Raw genomic sequence first — 14,057 nt, forward strand, 5'->3', positions numbered from 1 at the left:
ATCTGGTGTTTATTTTTCGCCTTCGACTTTATTATAGACATAAAGGTGTGCACTGGGGCCGTCGATCTCCTTCCCATCCTGATCCAACCCGATCAATTTATTTTCACCCACTTTTAACTTCATGTTGGTTTCTTTGCCGGTCAGATGTACAACCGAACCGTTATCATGCCACATTACCTTACCCGAATCCTCAACTTTGCTGTTCTTATTGATATATTCACTTACGATCGAGAAAGTGTTGTCATTCTTTAACGTAATGTTGGTTTTGATACCTTCACAGTCAGCACAGGGAATTGTTGCTTCGTATTTGCCCGGCCAATCCAAAGAATTCTGAGACGTATGGGTGGTATCTGCTGTCATCGTTGTATGATCGGATGAATCTGACGCTACCGCTTGTTGATTTTCCTTTTTTGTCTGATTGCAGGCGCTCAAAGAAAGTGCTGCGAGGCAAATAAATAATACGGATGATTTCATATTTCTGCTATTTTGAGTTAAATCTACCGGATAACAAGCAATTTCGGCGCCAAGAAAATGTTTATCCGAATCTAAAAAATGCATTGTGGTTAAAATAAAAGAAGCGGTATTCAAAAAGTAAAAATGAAGCTGATAGGAATGGTATCGTTTTTCTAAAATTGTAGGATACCCTGAAAAAGGGAAATAAAAAGGACCGCCCAATCGTTGGACAGTCCGAGTTATATGGTATGCTGTACGACTATACATGCTATAAACGTCATCAATTTATAGCATAATGTGCCTACAGGAATTGCATGTCTTATTTCAGACTAGAATGGCAAATCATCATCATCTGATGAGCCAGACAAATCTACGGGAGCAGGCATATCCGCATACCCCGGAGAAGATGGTGCCGGTGCAGCATTCCCTAATTTTGTAACACGCCATGCCACCAATGAATTGAAATATGTCGTCACGCCGTCTTTATTTGTCCAAGGACGGCCACGAAGATTAAAAGATACCTCTACCTCTTCGCCAATAGCCAGGTTATCAAAAATTGAAGTTCTGTCTTGTGTTGATTCAAAACGGATATACTCAACAAATTGTGGGTTTTCGGCATAAGCTACAATCATATCACGTTTTTTGAATGATTCTGTCACTTGTTGTGTCGCTCCTATCTCGTGTACTTTTCCTCTAATTTCCATAATCAAAAAAATAAATATTAAAGCGTAAAATTAAGCAATTTTTGAGGAAGAGTTTAATTAACTTTGTACAAAATATGATGGAAGTTTTCAACACCCCCAATAAAGTTATCATTACGTGCAATAAACGCTTATCGCCGTATTTGCAACAGGAAGTTAAAGAGTTAGGTTTTGACATCGTCAGAGCTTTTCCTACTGGAGTCGAATTGAAAGTCAGTGTAAATGATACGATCAAGCTCAATCTGAACTTGCGTACCGCTTCGCAGATTCTATATTCGTTAAAGGAATTTTCGGCCAACAATCCCACGGAGCTTTACGAAGAGCTCAGCACGATTGCCTGGGAAGAACTGATTCAATTCGATGGCTATTTCTCGGTAAGCTCTAATGTGGACAATGAAACAATCAGTACGCCTCTATTTGCAAATGTAAAGGTGAAAGATGCGATTGTGGATCGTATTAAAGAAAAAAAAGGCATGCGCCCGAATTCTGGTCCGGAAAACAACAAAGCCGTCGTACACCTCTATTGGAAGGATGACCGTGCTGAAATTTTCCTTGATACCTCAGGCGAGACACTAGCCAAACATGGTTACCGCAAGATTCCGGGCAAGGCTCCCATGTTGGAGGCCTTAGCAGCCTCAACAATTTTTGCTTCAAAATGGGATGGCGTATCCGCTTTTGTCAATCCGATGTGTGGATCCGGAACACTGGCCATTGAAGCGGCATTGATCGCTACCAACAGGAAACCCGGACTTCTGCGCATGAATTACTCGTTCATGCATTTCATCGGTTATGACGAAACTGTTTTCTTTCAGGAGCGTCGCTTGTTAAAAGATCAGATCAATAAAAAAGCAACGCCTCAAATTATTGCTTCGGATATCTCCGAAGAAGCGATCAACGTTTCCAAAATGAATGCCCGAACGGCAGGTGTGGAACAATTAATTTCATTTGAAGTATGCGATTTTGCCGAAACACACGTTCCTAAAGAAGGTGGTGTCATCCTATTCAATCCAGAGTACGGTGAACGTTTGGGTACGCATACCAAGTTGGAAATTACCTACAAACGTATGGGTGATTTTATGAAACAGGAGTGCAAAGGTTATAGAGGCTATATATTTACAGGTAATCCGGATCTAGCAAAGAAAATTGGACTCCGTGCGTCCAGACGTATAGAATTTTATAACGGTAAATTAGATTGTAGATTATTAGAATACGAATTATACGAGGGTACTCGCGAAAAAACAAAAGTATTGTATGAATAACATTATTGAACGCACAGTCGCATTTGTGCAAGATCGTTTGAAATTTGCAGAAGCAGGCCATGATTGGTCGCATATTCAACGCGTATGGAACAATACGAAGTTAATTTTAGAAGATGAAGAAGCTGATGTCATGGTCTGCGAATTAGCCGCGCTCTTGCACGACATCGCGGACAGCAAATTCCATGACGGTGACGAAACAATTGGCCCTCGCGTTGCCGGAGAGTTTTTGGCAAGTCTGGAAATTTCCCCGGAAATTATTGACCATGTCAAAAAAATCATCTTTAACATGTCTTTCAAGGCAAGTTTGGGTGAGGTCTCCTTTCATTCCAAAGAGATGGAAATTGTACAGGATGCCGACCGTCTGGACGCCATTGGAGCGATAGGTATTGCACGTGCATTTAGTTTCGGCGGAAATAAAGGCCGGGAAATGTACAACCCCAATATTCCCGTACAGGAATATAAAGATAAGGAAGCCTATAAACATTCTGAAGCTCCGACAATCAATCACTTCTACGAAAAACTACTCTTGTTGAAAGATAAAATGAATACACAGGCTGCAAAAAGAATTGCTGAACACCGCCACCGGTATATGCTCGAATTCCTTGATGAGTTCATGGCAGAATGGAATGGTAAAAAATAAATTACAGTTAACAATAACTAAATATAAAAGTGGTATTTTAGATCTTGTGAATCAGGATAAAAAGTACCACTTTTTTTTATGCTGTAAAAATCAGCTTTCAAACTAACACATATGAAAAAACACATTTTTAGCTGTCTGACGTTGGCTATGGTCATTTCATCGACAACATTATTTGCACAGACCAAAGCAATTGCACATCGTGGGGTATGGAAAAACAGTCATCTTCCTCAAAATTCCATTGCCTCTTTAAAAGCCGCACATGAACTTAAACTTTTTGGATCTGAGTTTGATGTACACCTTACGAAAGATAACGTCCTTGTCGTCAATCATGACAATGATTTTTATGGTATCGACATCGCAACGGCAACGTACACCGAACTACTAGCAAAAAAACATCCGAATGGGGAATCTATCCCAACATTGGAAGAGTATATTAAAGCAGGAAAAAAGTTAAAAGGCTTACGTCTGATCTTGGAGTTAAAAACAAACAAACTCGGTGTAGAACGAACGCTTGAGGCTGCAACAAAGTCTGTTGAAATGGTAAAAAATCTAAAAGCAGAGAAAATAACAGATTATATCGCATTCAGTTTCGAGGCTTGTCAAAAGATTCATGAGCTCGCCCCAAAAGCAAATATCCAATACCTAAATGGGGATAAATCACCTGCTGATGTGAATGCTGCAGGAGTCAATGGCCTAGACTACCATTTTTCGGTCTTCAAAAAGAATACGAGCTGGTTACAGGACGCACATCAATTAGGTATGAAAGTGAATGCCTGGACCGTCAATACCGAAGAAGAAATGAGCAATCTCATTGGACAAAAGATCGATTTCATTACAACGGATGAACCCGAATTGTTGCTTCAGGTATTGAAAAAATAAAGTTATCCCCGAAATCATCAGCAACATTACAAACTGAAGATCGCTTTATTTCCTACAAGTCGAATAGAACAAGTTTAGCCTATGGCTTATTGATACGAGACCCAAGATGGGGAATATAAATGAACTTCGGGATTAAACAACGGACAAAATCGGAATACCACGCAGCCATACACCGATAAGCTCAGGTATTCCAAAATAATTATTCCATTATAAAATCTGATAGTCTCATCACAACTGAAGAACAAATTAATATAGATGAAAAAATTATTTATACTCGCTGCGGCATTATGCTTATCATACCTTTCCTATGCTCAGGATTTTATCGCAGCCACATACAATATAAGACAACGAAATACCGTAGATAGTGGTAATATGTGGACCGACCGTAAAGTGCCCCTGACAAATTTGATCAAGTATCATGGTTTTGATTTATTTGGTGTTCAGGAAGCCTTTCATGATCAGGTTCAGGATCTAAAAATATTGCTTCCGGGATTCGACTATGTTGGTGTAGGTCGCGACGACGGCGCACAGGAGGGTGAACACTCCGCAATTTACTACAATACCAATCGGTTCAAAGCCATAAAAAGCGGTACGTTCTGGCTTTCAGCGACAGATACCGAACATCCGAATAAAGGCTGGGATGCAGCCTTACCTCGAATCTGTACCTGGGGGATTTTTGAAGATAAAGCCAATAAAAAGCGCTTTATTTTTATGAACACACATTTTGACCATATCGGACGTACAGCGAGAACAGAAAGCGCGAAATTGATTTTGGCCAAAGCAAAAGAATTTGCAAAGGATCTTCCGCTAATCTTAACAGGTGATTTCAATGTGGATGAAAAAGACGAAGCCTATTTTACACTCGCCAACAGTAAAGTGGTCACCGATGTACACGAACTGTCTCCGCTTAAATATGAGCCGAACTCTTCCTTTAACGGCTGGGGAAAAAGTCTTAGGGCATCTGGCCGTATTGATCATATTTTTATCACAAAGCCTTTCCAGGTAAAAAAATATGGTATCCTGACAGATACTTACATGAGTAAATTTCCTTCTGACCACTTCCCTGTTGTGACAACACTTTCATGGAAGTAGGTCCTATAAAATTAAAATTGCTTTAATCCAACAAATAAAAATGCCCTTTTGGGGCGTTTTTACTTTTAGCCCCTTCCCTTTCGATAATAGGCGCCGCGACAATGTAGGACCTTCGTTGCAGAGTGGGATTGTGGCGCATTTACTACGGATACGGACAATCTCATGGAAATAATAGCCGACAATTTAAACTTTTACAAAAATTAACGGTCGATATCCTTAATTTTGACAGTAAAACATATCATGATGAAATTCCCATTACTATATTGCACCCTATTTGTTTCGGGGCTTTTGTACTCCAACAACAGCGAAGCACAGATCTTTAAAAAGATTAATGAGGCTTTGAACAAGGCAAGCCAAGGTCAAACCGATAGCACAAAAACAACGAATACTTCAACTACCGGGTCTTCGACTTCAAGTTCAAATAAATCGAACCCTTTAGCTTCATTATCAAATAAAGATGCTTCATTGGGTATCAAACAGGCTTTAAGCAACGGTCTTAATCTGAGTATTGAATCGCTGGCAAAAAAAGATGGCTTCTTAGGTGATGCAGCAGTAAAGATTTTGATGCCTGCAGAGGCTCAAAAAGTAGAAAAAACACTTCGTGCAGTCGGTATGGGCAAGCTTTGTGATCAATTTATTCAAAGCATGAACAGAGCCGCTGAGGGTGCAGTAAAAGAAGCCGCTCCAGTATTCGTAAATGCACTGTCTAAAATGACCATCACTGATGCGACCAATATTCTATTGGGTAGTAAGCAAGATGCCGCAACAACATTTTTCAAAACAAATACATCTACCGAATTAACGAACAAGTTTAGTCCGGTTATTCAATCGGCAATGGGCGTGAACAATGTTGACCAATATTGGACACAGCTGACCAGCGCCTATAATAACTTGCCATTAGGCAATAAGGTGGAAACAAATCTGACTGCTTATGTTACACAAAAGGCCATAGATGGTCTGTTTATCAAAGTAGCGGATCAGGAATCGAAAATCAGAAACAATATCGGCGGAAGCAGAAATACAAATATCCTGCAGAAAGTATTTGGCTACGCCGACGACAAAAAATAAGCTAAATCCATGGTTAGTGCCAAAAAGAGATCAAAGAGGGTAGCGAAATATGACCTCATAGTAAACAAGACTTGTCAGTTTATTGACAAGTCTTGTTTGTTTTTGGCCGAAGCCCGTTAGAATTTGTAAATTTGGTCACCCTTATCATATTAGGGCGATAAAAATGAGCACATTTGAGATTAATAACATAAGTGACTTTTCAGTTTCGGAGAGATTTCAACGCTACGTACAGATTGACACACAATCTGATGTAAATTCACCGACATGTCCGTCTACCGAAAAACAGAAAAATCTGGGCAAATTATTGGTAGAAGAACTCTTATCATTGGGTATTTCGGATGCTGCTATGGATGAAAATGGTTACATCTATGCAACCATCCCTTCCAATACGTCCAAGAAAGTTCCAGTTATCTGTTTCTGTTCTCATATGGACACCTCTCCGGATTCTTCGGGCAAAGATGTCAAACCTTTGGTACACTACAATTACCAAGGCCAAGATCTGGTACTTCCTGATGATACAAGCATTGTGATCAAATATGCAGAACATCCCGACTTGGCCAATCAAATCGGAAACGATGTCATTACGGCGAGCGGAACAACATTATTGGGGGCAGACGATAAGGCTGGAATTGCCGAAATAATGGATGCAGCCCGTCTATTGATGAAACATCCAGAGATCAAACATGGAGATATCAAGATCTTGTTCACACCAGACGAAGAAATCGGACGTGGGGTTGATAAGGCAGACTTAAAGCGTCTGGCGGCAGATTTTGCCTACACCATGGACGGTGAAAAAGCCGGTACGATCGAAGATGAGACATTCTCTGCCGATGGAGCAACCTTAACCATCCATGGCGTCTCGGTGCACCCGGGTTTTGCCAAAGGGAAAATGCAAAGTGCGATTAAAATCGCAAGCGCCATCATCGATGCATTACCGAAAGACAGACTTTCTCCGGAAAGCACCAATAAGAAGGATGGTTTTGTACATCCTGTGCATATCAGTGGATCGGTTGAAAAAGCGGAAATCCAATTTATCATCCGAGATCATGCAACAGCTAATCTGAAAAAACATGAAGATGAACTGGAAGCTATTGCAAAATCTATTGTCGAGTGTTATCCAAATTGCACCTATACATTCACTGTAAAAGAGCAATACCGCAACATGAAAGAGGTCCTGGATCAACATCCCGAAATTATGGAGATCGGTATGGAAGCGATTACAAGAGCGGGGATGGTCGCAGAAAGACGAAGCATCCGTGGTGGTACGGACGGGTCACGGCTTTCGTTTATGGGCCTTCCGTGTCCCAATATCTTTGCGGGTGGACATGCATTTCATGGAAAGCAAGAATGGGTATCAGCACAAGATATGGAAAAAGCCGTCAAAACAATTTTGCATGTTGTATCTTTATGGGAAGAAAAAGCATAAGTACATTCTAAAATCAACATATTTTTAATGAAAAACGACGTTTTAAAAGCAATACACTACAGAAGATCGGTATTTCAAGCTTCATTTACACAAGAAGAAGTAAGCAAAGAGGATATCCTTAGCATTTTAGAAGCAGCTAATGCTGCGCCAACACATAAACGGACACAGCCTTGGCGTTTTGTGATCTTCCGTAAAGAAGGACTTCAACGTTTGGGTACTGAATTATCGCGCATCTATAAATCGGTTACACCAGCGGAGAAATATACGGAAGCGACGGAGATCACCATGGGCAAAAAAGCAACACAATCAAATGTTGCCATTGCACTTATCGTCAATTACACAGGCGAAGTCCCTGAATGGGAGGAATTGGCTTGTACTGCTGCCGCTGTAGAAAATATGTGGCTCGCTGCACATTCGTTGAATATCGGTGGCTATTGGGCAACACCGGGCTTAATCAATCATTTGGGCGGTTTCCTTAATCTGGAAGAGAACCAAAAATGTATCGGCCTGTTTTATTTAGGACATCATCAATCAGATGCACGCGAACCTGTACGTACGCCTATCGAAGAAAAAATTCGTTGGGAAGAATAAGGCACCGCAACATGCGATAAAATTATTAAGGGCTCGAATCATTCGGGCCCTTACTAGTTATTTTGTTTAATACGGTGAACAAAACACACAATATCGTTCAGTACACTAAACAAATTATCATTTTATGGCTCCATTATAAAGAACCTTGCTGTCGCTCAAGTACGAAGCTCCGGCGCATATTCTAATTGTAGATTACAGCGGCAAAGGTTTATTCCCATAAGTAATTGCACTATGTATGTTAATATGCACGCCTTCTTTCGGATTAAGCCACTTGGCTGTGAGTTTATGTTTTCTATTGGACAACTGATATTTATAAAACATTTCGTAACGTCTCTTAATTTCCTTGGCAGGCAATGTTGCTGTTTCGATCAGCTGATCATCTATGGAAAAGGCAACTTTGGCTTCATAATCATCAGGGCCGTCTACATTTGCTCGAAACACTAGGCCAATACCTTCAAAATTGTATTCGTATGTATCTTTTAATTGCTGTCCCAATAACGACTCCACCTTGACAGGATAATGTCCTTCAAAAGATTTTTCGTAGCGCACAGGTTTGATTTGCTGTTTTTTTATGAGGACATCATCTGTCTGAATCTGTCCACCTTGCTTTTTGATCATCGCGAGAGCATGCTGATAGCTTATATCGTAGATGTTGTTTAACGAGATGCTTGTAAAATCGAAATTGCGAGCCAAAACCGGCCTAAGTGGCGACTTCCATTTTTCCGGAATCTGATCATAGCCATACAGTGTACCTAGGATGCCTGCAACGGTTGAAGGATTACAGTCTGAATCCTGCCCGCATCGGGTCGCGATATCGATGCTCTTAAAAAAATCACCATCACCGTATAGTAGTCCGATCACGACATAAGCGCTATTTATTTTCGCATCAATATTATATGGAGCCAATACACCATCTGGTGAGCCAACTTCGTTGCTCCATTTTTGCTCACACTCCTGCCAGGTCTTCCGCCAGTCATTCGGATATCGCTTATGCCATTTAATAATATCCGCAATACATTTGTGAAAATCACTCTGTGCAGGAACTGCCGTAAGTGCCTGATCAATTATTGTGGGAACATCTGCGGATGTAAAAGCCAAAGTATACATTGTGGAAATAAATACACCACCATACCAACCATCACCATAATTCATAATATGCCCTACTTTGTCGGCCAATTTTGCCGCTGAAGCGGGCATGCCGGGATACATAAGTCCTATAAAATCGGATTCAATCTGAAAGTCTATATCGTCCGCGTGGGGATTGTTGGTCCAATGCCCCGACTTCGGTGGTTTCAATCCTTGTAGAACATTGTAACGCCCCATCTGGTTTGCCGCCCACAATTGATAACCTTTATTGGCAAAAGCTTCCGCAAAATATGTAGCTGGGGCTTCCACGCCATGTTTATCGATCACTTCAACAAAGGTGAGATCCATGTATATATCATCATAAAGTCCCGGAAACTTATCGTAATAGCCCGACACAACCTGATCATTCCACGGAATAGGTACAGTATCTGGAATCATTCGCCCTAGGTATTGAAATTCTGTGGGGCCACCATAGGTACAGCCGATCACCTGTCCAGCCCAGCCTCCCTTTATTTTATCCCGCAATGCTGTCTTGGACAGCAATATATCTTTGGATGTTTTAGTTTGTTGTGCCACAGCACTAAATACTGTTCCGGCACAAAAACATAAAATAACATAAAGTTTCAACCATTTAGTTTGTCTCATACTGATCATGCAAATAATAGATTTATAAACGTTTTATCCGAATATTGCGAAAAAAGACCTCAGATCCATGCCCCAAAAAGCCGATGTGTCCATTGCTACGTTTCAGCCCCGGATGATCCAATTTATCCATTGTTCCATTTTTGGTTGCTTCCTTTAGGTCTCCATCCACGATCACCTGCCCGTTTAATGTTATTTTGATTTTTGAGCCATCAACACGGATCTCCTCCTGATTCCATTCGCCAAGCGGTTTTAATGCTCCCCTTTTTGCAGGAATGATACCATAAACAGATCCATGGTACTGATAAGGGGCTAACTCTTTGTATACATCCGCATCATTGTCCAAGACTTGGATCTCCTTGCCAACATAAGCCGCGTCACCTTCCAAGGGGGCATGAATCCCGATTCCATTATTGGCAGCTGGCGTCAATTTAAATTCAAAACGGTAGATGAAATTATCATACTCCTCTTTCGTATAGAGGTTGGTCCCGGCTTTTTTTTCAGGATTGGAACGGATAAAACCATCTGCGGTGATATCATAGGCTTCAGATGGAATCCATTGATCAAAATTCCGTCCATCAAAGAGCATGGTAAAACCTTCTTTTTTTTCTGATTTACTGAGCGTTGAGATCTGCTTTCCAGTAGCTGTTTTTACGGTTCTACCTTGTTGAGCCACGCATAGATTCTGCATTGCAATAAGGATTACAAGAACAGCTAGGGTGGTGTTAAATAACTTCTTCATTTTTTGTATCTATTTGGTTTTTCTCGGTTTTACTTTTCTTATTTCATCTGCTTTTTTCTGCCTTTCAACAATCAGGTCACCGACTTTCTTGTAAATTGCTCTATTTTTGGGATCGGCACTCGCGGCCAGTTTCATCATCGCATCTCCACCTTCATAGTAGGCCATTGCTGCATGTTGGAGGACACCATGTTTCTCAAAAGCGTCTATATAGGCCTGTAGCCTTTTTTCGAAATTAGTTTGTTCTACACGGCTATCAAATTCCATTTCCATACCCATACCATGAGCTTTAGCAAAGTCACAGGCTTCATCCAAACGGCTGTCTGGAATATTTTCTTCAAAAAAGTGGTTAGGCTGCTGATAGGCTGCATCAAAGCCCACTTTTTGCCAATCACCATGACCTTCAGCTTTCCAGTAGGGGATCCAATAGAATTTCAATCCTTTCTGCTTAATATATGCTGCAATGCGCGGGATAAGATGTTGACCATCTGAATTCTGTTCGGCTACCCAGTAAAATCCAGCGAAATCTAACTGGTCTAATTGTGATTTTTTCCAATAGGCCAATGCGGTATCGATATACCATTTACAGGCATCAAAACGATCATCTTCATTGGTAAACGAAAGTTTCCTGCCATTAAGCTCTCCCCAATCTTGTTGTCCAAAAATAGGTTCTGGAAGGGTCAGTACAACTTTGCGACGTTGCGTAGGACGGATCCCCTGCTTACTGAGATCCTTTAATACTTCATTCAGTGCTGGTACTGCCTTTTGCTTTTCAAAATTGCGGTCAAGCAACCAAGCCCATTCTTTTTTTCCGGTATGTTCCTTTTCATATCCTATTGAATAGTCTTTCCCTTTACCGTCTTTGAATTCGATAAAAAGAAAACCGTCAAATAAAAAATCAACTTTTCCCCGCTCTTTTCTATAGACATAATGTGCTATCTGCTCAGGATTCCAATCAGGCCGATGTATACCGCCCTGATAAATCAGGGCTAGATCGGTAATATAATTTGTCTTTGAGGAAACGAGAGGCATGAAATCCTGCGCCCGAAGCGATAAAGACAACATCCCAAATATCCCTAGTAGTACTGATTTCATAGTTATTATATTTTAATACTTACTTATAGGCCAAAATTAAACTTCCATTTCGCTTCGCTTTCATTTTCAACCCTTGTTTACTCTTTTGTATACCAATTCCCTGATCTAGAAATAAGATTCTATATTTTTTATTCAATAGGGAATTGGGTAAAACGATTTCCCCTTGGAAAGGGCATTTACAATCGATAAAAATTAATTGTTCTCCCTCCATTTTACCACAATAAGCAAGGTAGTTATGATTATTAGTCAAAGGTCGAAACCATGTATATAATCCTGACCAGCTAAAAAATTCTCCCTTTTTTATTTCTTTGGAAGCCAAAAGATTGTGGTAAGACTTACCGTAAGCTCTGATAAATGCTTTATTGTCCTTACCTAAGAATCGCTTTGGTTCAGGGTATAAAAATGTAGATTGACAAATCCCTGTAACACTATTTAATTCTATTATCCGGTTAAAATCCTGGCCAGCCCGTTTGGAAAAAGTAGTGTCTTCCGGAATCCGTTGAAAGTCTGAGAAAGGTCCATTGGGTGTCATCAGATCTGTTTCTCCGACAAACATGCTTTGCATTCCGTAATAACGCTCAACTATGCGCTTTTCATTACTTTGATATTTATGAGATAGCTCAACCTGAATACTTCCGCCCAAAATGGTATATATAACATCTTCCAAAATAAGGGTATGATCCAAGCTCGTCTGTTCGCCATCGGACTGCGGGCCAGGTCGCAATGGATCATACAATGCATTTTTTACACGAACAGTAACAACTTGTGCCCACCGTTCATCTCCTGCTTTTAATAATTCGCCATCTGCATAAAAGGCATAGGACAATGTTTTTGCCGTTTTGGACTTTCCAGTCTCCTGATAACTATGATTTCCTCCGATCCAGCTACCTCCTTGAATAAGTACCGGCCCAATATTGTCTGAGGTAGTCAGATTTAAAATTTGATCAGGCTTGCGCTCGGGTGTTTTGGATGGTAATGCACTGGAATTATTTGCTAAACCAATCTGAAAAAAAGTCATCAGGTCGTTGAACATACATTTTCTAAATAGGATGGTGATGTCTTGGGTTTTATCAAATTTTGCTCCGATATATGCCTGATCTCCGACCACCTTTATATATTGCTTTTCAGTCAGGCCTTGTCGCTCTGGCGCCCCAGTGACTTCAATATGGGTACTAGTAGCCCGAGTTTTACAGGAAAACAACAAAAACAGAGATACGCAAGCTCCAGCAATAGGCTTCAACAACATCATTTATTTTTTTTATTTGTTAGCTTCAACTGTCTTTTTACTATGATATCTCCCAATGCTTTTGTCATTTTTTTTATTTCTGGATCCTGACTGATCGCCATACGATACCAGGCTCCACCGCCTTCATAATAAGCAACTTCTTTTGTCTCCCAGACACCGCCTTGAGCAAACTTATCAAGATATTCGTAAAAATGTTTACGATATCCCTCCTCAGAAACACGGTCATCAAATTCCATTTCAAGATCCAATTCATGTTTTTTTGCGAAATCTATGGCGTGCTGTAAAATCCACAATTCAGATTTCAGATCAAAAAAATAATTCGGTTGCTGATAAGCTTTGGTAAAGCCTATTTCCTTCCATTTATCCGCACCTTCCGCCCAGTTGTAGGGTATCCATATCAGGTCATGTTGTTTAGTTTTCAGAAAATTGCTAACCTTTTTTATCAGTATATCATCTTTATTAACGACATCTATGGTCTCATGAAGCCAATAGAAACCTGCCAGTTCGAGATACTTATATTTCTTCTGTTTCCACCTCGCCTCAATTTGTTCGACATACCATTTTGCAGCATTGAGGCGATCTTCAACTTGCGTCATATCTAATTGTTTTCCGTTGAGTTTTCCCCAACTTTTATTCCCATATATAGGATTGGAAAGTGCAAAATAGACTCTACGTTTTGCTGGCGGAGGATAGCCCAGTTTAACCAAGCTATCTATAGTTAATTCTACTGCATCAGGTCCACGCCCCTGTGCAAATGTCTCTGCTAAGAGCCACTCCCATTCGGTTCTCCCCGGAATAGACCTTCCGGGCACCTCACATCCATAGTCATATTGCTTTCCATCTAAAGTTGTTGTAATTTCCAGAAACAGAAAGCTATCAAAGAGATATTCGGGCTTGCCATGAAGATCCCTATAAACATAATGTTTCATCTGTGCGGTATTGTATGGGATACGATGATTTCCCCCATGATAGATCAAGGCCACATCTGAGCTTTGTTTTATTGAAGGAAGGCTTTTCTTTGACTGAGCATGCCCAAGCATAGCGGAACCGACCATAAGCATTGTCAAGAGAAAGGGAATAAAATACTCTCTGTTTATATCGTATCTTTTCATTTGATCTATTTTTAATAGATGAATTATA

Annotated in this window: 14 protein-coding genes; 7 read left to right on the forward strand and 7 right to left on the reverse strand. The window is 40.5% G+C overall.

Translation table 11 applies throughout. From position 1 onward, the window contains the following. Positions 1-9 precede the first annotated feature (9 nt). Both D7322_RS01605 and D7322_RS01610 read right to left on the reverse strand, forming a co-directional pair. Entirely contained in the window at positions 10-474 is a 465-nt protein-coding gene (locus tag D7322_RS01605; protein WP_121121246.1) for a copper resistance protein NlpE, read from the reverse strand. A 308-nt stretch (positions 475-782) separates the two neighbouring features. Then, on the reverse strand, positions 783-1,157 hold the full coding sequence (locus tag D7322_RS01610; protein ID WP_077437102.1) for a DUF3127 domain-containing protein: 375 nt from the start codon (positions 1,155-1,157) through the stop codon (positions 783-785). Positions 1,158-1,234: 77 nt separating this feature from the next. Between D7322_RS01610 and D7322_RS01615 the strand changes: the two genes are divergently transcribed. From D7322_RS01615 to D7322_RS01645, 7 genes are all read left to right on the forward strand, one after another. After that, positions 1,235-2,413 carry a THUMP domain-containing class I SAM-dependent RNA methyltransferase gene (locus tag D7322_RS01615; RefSeq protein WP_121121248.1) on the forward strand — a complete coding sequence of 393 codons (1,179 nt, stop codon included), beginning with the start codon at positions 1,235-1,237 and terminating at the stop codon, positions 2,411-2,413. Further along, positions 2,406-3,053 (forward strand): HD domain-containing protein, encoded by a 648-nt coding sequence (locus tag D7322_RS01620; RefSeq protein WP_121120713.1) that lies wholly within the window; start codon positions 2,406-2,408, stop codon positions 3,051-3,053. The genes D7322_RS01615 and D7322_RS01620 overlap by 8 nt, the downstream gene beginning before the upstream one ends. Positions 3,054-3,164: 111 nt before the next feature. Further along, positions 3,165-3,932 carry a glycerophosphodiester phosphodiesterase gene (locus D7322_RS01625; RefSeq protein WP_121120714.1) on the forward strand — a complete coding sequence of 256 codons (768 nt, stop codon included), beginning with the start codon at positions 3,165-3,167 and terminating at the stop codon, positions 3,930-3,932. 255 nt (positions 3,933-4,187) lie between these two features. After that, positions 4,188-5,024: an endonuclease/exonuclease/phosphatase family protein gene (locus D7322_RS01630; RefSeq protein ID WP_121120715.1), complete on the forward strand. Its 837-nt coding sequence runs from the start codon at positions 4,188-4,190 to the stop codon at positions 5,022-5,024. Between the two features lie 240 nt (positions 5,025-5,264). Next, entirely contained in the window at positions 5,265-6,092 is an 828-nt protein-coding gene (locus tag D7322_RS01635) for a DUF4197 domain-containing protein (RefSeq protein WP_121120716.1), read from the forward strand. Positions 6,093-6,255: 163 nt separating this feature from the next. After that, positions 6,256-7,518 (forward strand): peptidase T, encoded by a 1,263-nt coding sequence (gene pepT / locus D7322_RS01640; protein WP_121120717.1) that lies wholly within the window; start codon positions 6,256-6,258, stop codon positions 7,516-7,518. A gap of 27 nt (positions 7,519-7,545) precedes the next feature. Further along, positions 7,546-8,109 (forward strand): nitroreductase family protein, encoded by a 564-nt coding sequence (locus tag D7322_RS01645; RefSeq protein WP_121120718.1) that lies wholly within the window; start codon positions 7,546-7,548, stop codon positions 8,107-8,109. 192 nt (positions 8,110-8,301) lie between these two features. On the opposite strand, the gene D7322_RS01650 is transcribed toward D7322_RS01645, so the two are convergent. Genes D7322_RS01650 through D7322_RS01670 form a run of 5 tightly spaced genes read right to left on the reverse strand, consistent with a single transcriptional unit; the run spans position 8,302 to position 14,029 of the window. Beyond that, positions 8,302-9,840: an ADP-ribosylglycohydrolase family protein gene (locus D7322_RS01650; RefSeq protein ID WP_183078579.1), complete on the reverse strand. Its 1,539-nt coding sequence runs from the start codon at positions 9,838-9,840 to the stop codon at positions 8,302-8,304. Positions 9,841-9,862: 22 nt separating this feature from the next. Then, positions 9,863-10,579: a 3-keto-disaccharide hydrolase gene (locus D7322_RS01655; protein WP_121120720.1), complete on the reverse strand. Its 717-nt coding sequence runs from the start codon at positions 10,577-10,579 to the stop codon at positions 9,863-9,865. Positions 10,580-10,588: 9 nt separating this feature from the next. Next, a complete protein-coding gene (locus D7322_RS01660; protein WP_121120721.1) occupies positions 10,589-11,671 on the reverse strand; it encodes a DUF4855 domain-containing protein in 1,083 nt (360 codons plus the stop codon). A 19-nt stretch (positions 11,672-11,690) separates the two neighbouring features. Then, positions 11,691-12,920: a hypothetical protein gene (locus tag D7322_RS01665; RefSeq protein WP_147430278.1), complete on the reverse strand. Its 1,230-nt coding sequence runs from the start codon at positions 12,918-12,920 to the stop codon at positions 11,691-11,693. Then, on the reverse strand, positions 12,917-14,029 hold the full coding sequence (locus tag D7322_RS01670) for a DUF4855 domain-containing protein (RefSeq protein ID WP_121120723.1): 1,113 nt from the start codon (positions 14,027-14,029) through the stop codon (positions 12,917-12,919). The genes D7322_RS01665 and D7322_RS01670 overlap by 4 nt, the downstream gene beginning before the upstream one ends. Positions 14,030-14,057: the final 28 nt, after the last annotated feature.

The organism is Sphingobacterium puteale (genome assembly GCF_003627955.1).
GTDB lineage: Bacteria > Bacteroidota > Bacteroidia > Sphingobacteriales > Sphingobacteriaceae > Sphingobacterium > Sphingobacterium puteale.

Coding starts and splice junctions, on each gene's coding strand:
- D7322_RS01670 (WP_121120723.1), bottom strand. CDS start 14,029: ATGAAAAGATACGATATAAACAGAGAGTATTTTATTCCCTTTCTCTTG.
- D7322_RS01660 (WP_121120721.1), bottom strand. CDS start 11,671: ATGAAATCAGTACTACTAGGGATATTTGGGATGTTGTCTTTATCGCTT.
- D7322_RS01625 (WP_121120714.1), top strand. CDS start 3,165: ATGAAAAAACACATTTTTAGCTGTCTGACGTTGGCTATGGTCATTTCA.
- D7322_RS01610 (WP_077437102.1), bottom strand. CDS start 1,157: ATGGAAATTAGAGGAAAAGTACACGAGATAGGAGCGACACAACAAGTG.
- D7322_RS01655 (WP_121120720.1), bottom strand. CDS start 10,579: ATGAAGAAGTTATTTAACACCACCCTAGCTGTTCTTGTAATCCTTATT.
- D7322_RS01605 (WP_121121246.1), bottom strand. CDS start 474: ATGAAATCATCCGTATTATTTATTTGCCTCGCAGCACTTTCTTTGAGC.
- D7322_RS01635 (WP_121120716.1), top strand. CDS start 5,265: ATGATGAAATTCCCATTACTATATTGCACCCTATTTGTTTCGGGGCTT.
- pepT (WP_121120717.1), top strand. CDS start 6,256: ATGAGCACATTTGAGATTAATAACATAAGTGACTTTTCAGTTTCGGAG.
- D7322_RS01650 (WP_183078579.1), bottom strand. CDS start 9,840: ATGAGACAAACTAAATGGTTGAAACTTTATGTTATTTTATGTTTTTGT.
- D7322_RS01665 (WP_147430278.1), bottom strand. CDS start 12,920: ATGATGTTGTTGAAGCCTATTGCTGGAGCTTGCGTATCTCTGTTTTTG.
- D7322_RS01620 (WP_121120713.1), top strand. CDS start 2,406: ATGAATAACATTATTGAACGCACAGTCGCATTTGTGCAAGATCGTTTG.
- D7322_RS01645 (WP_121120718.1), top strand. CDS start 7,546: ATGAAAAACGACGTTTTAAAAGCAATACACTACAGAAGATCGGTATTT.
- D7322_RS01615 (WP_121121248.1), top strand. CDS start 1,235: ATGGAAGTTTTCAACACCCCCAATAAAGTTATCATTACGTGCAATAAA.
- D7322_RS01630 (WP_121120715.1), top strand. CDS start 4,188: ATGAAAAAATTATTTATACTCGCTGCGGCATTATGCTTATCATACCTT.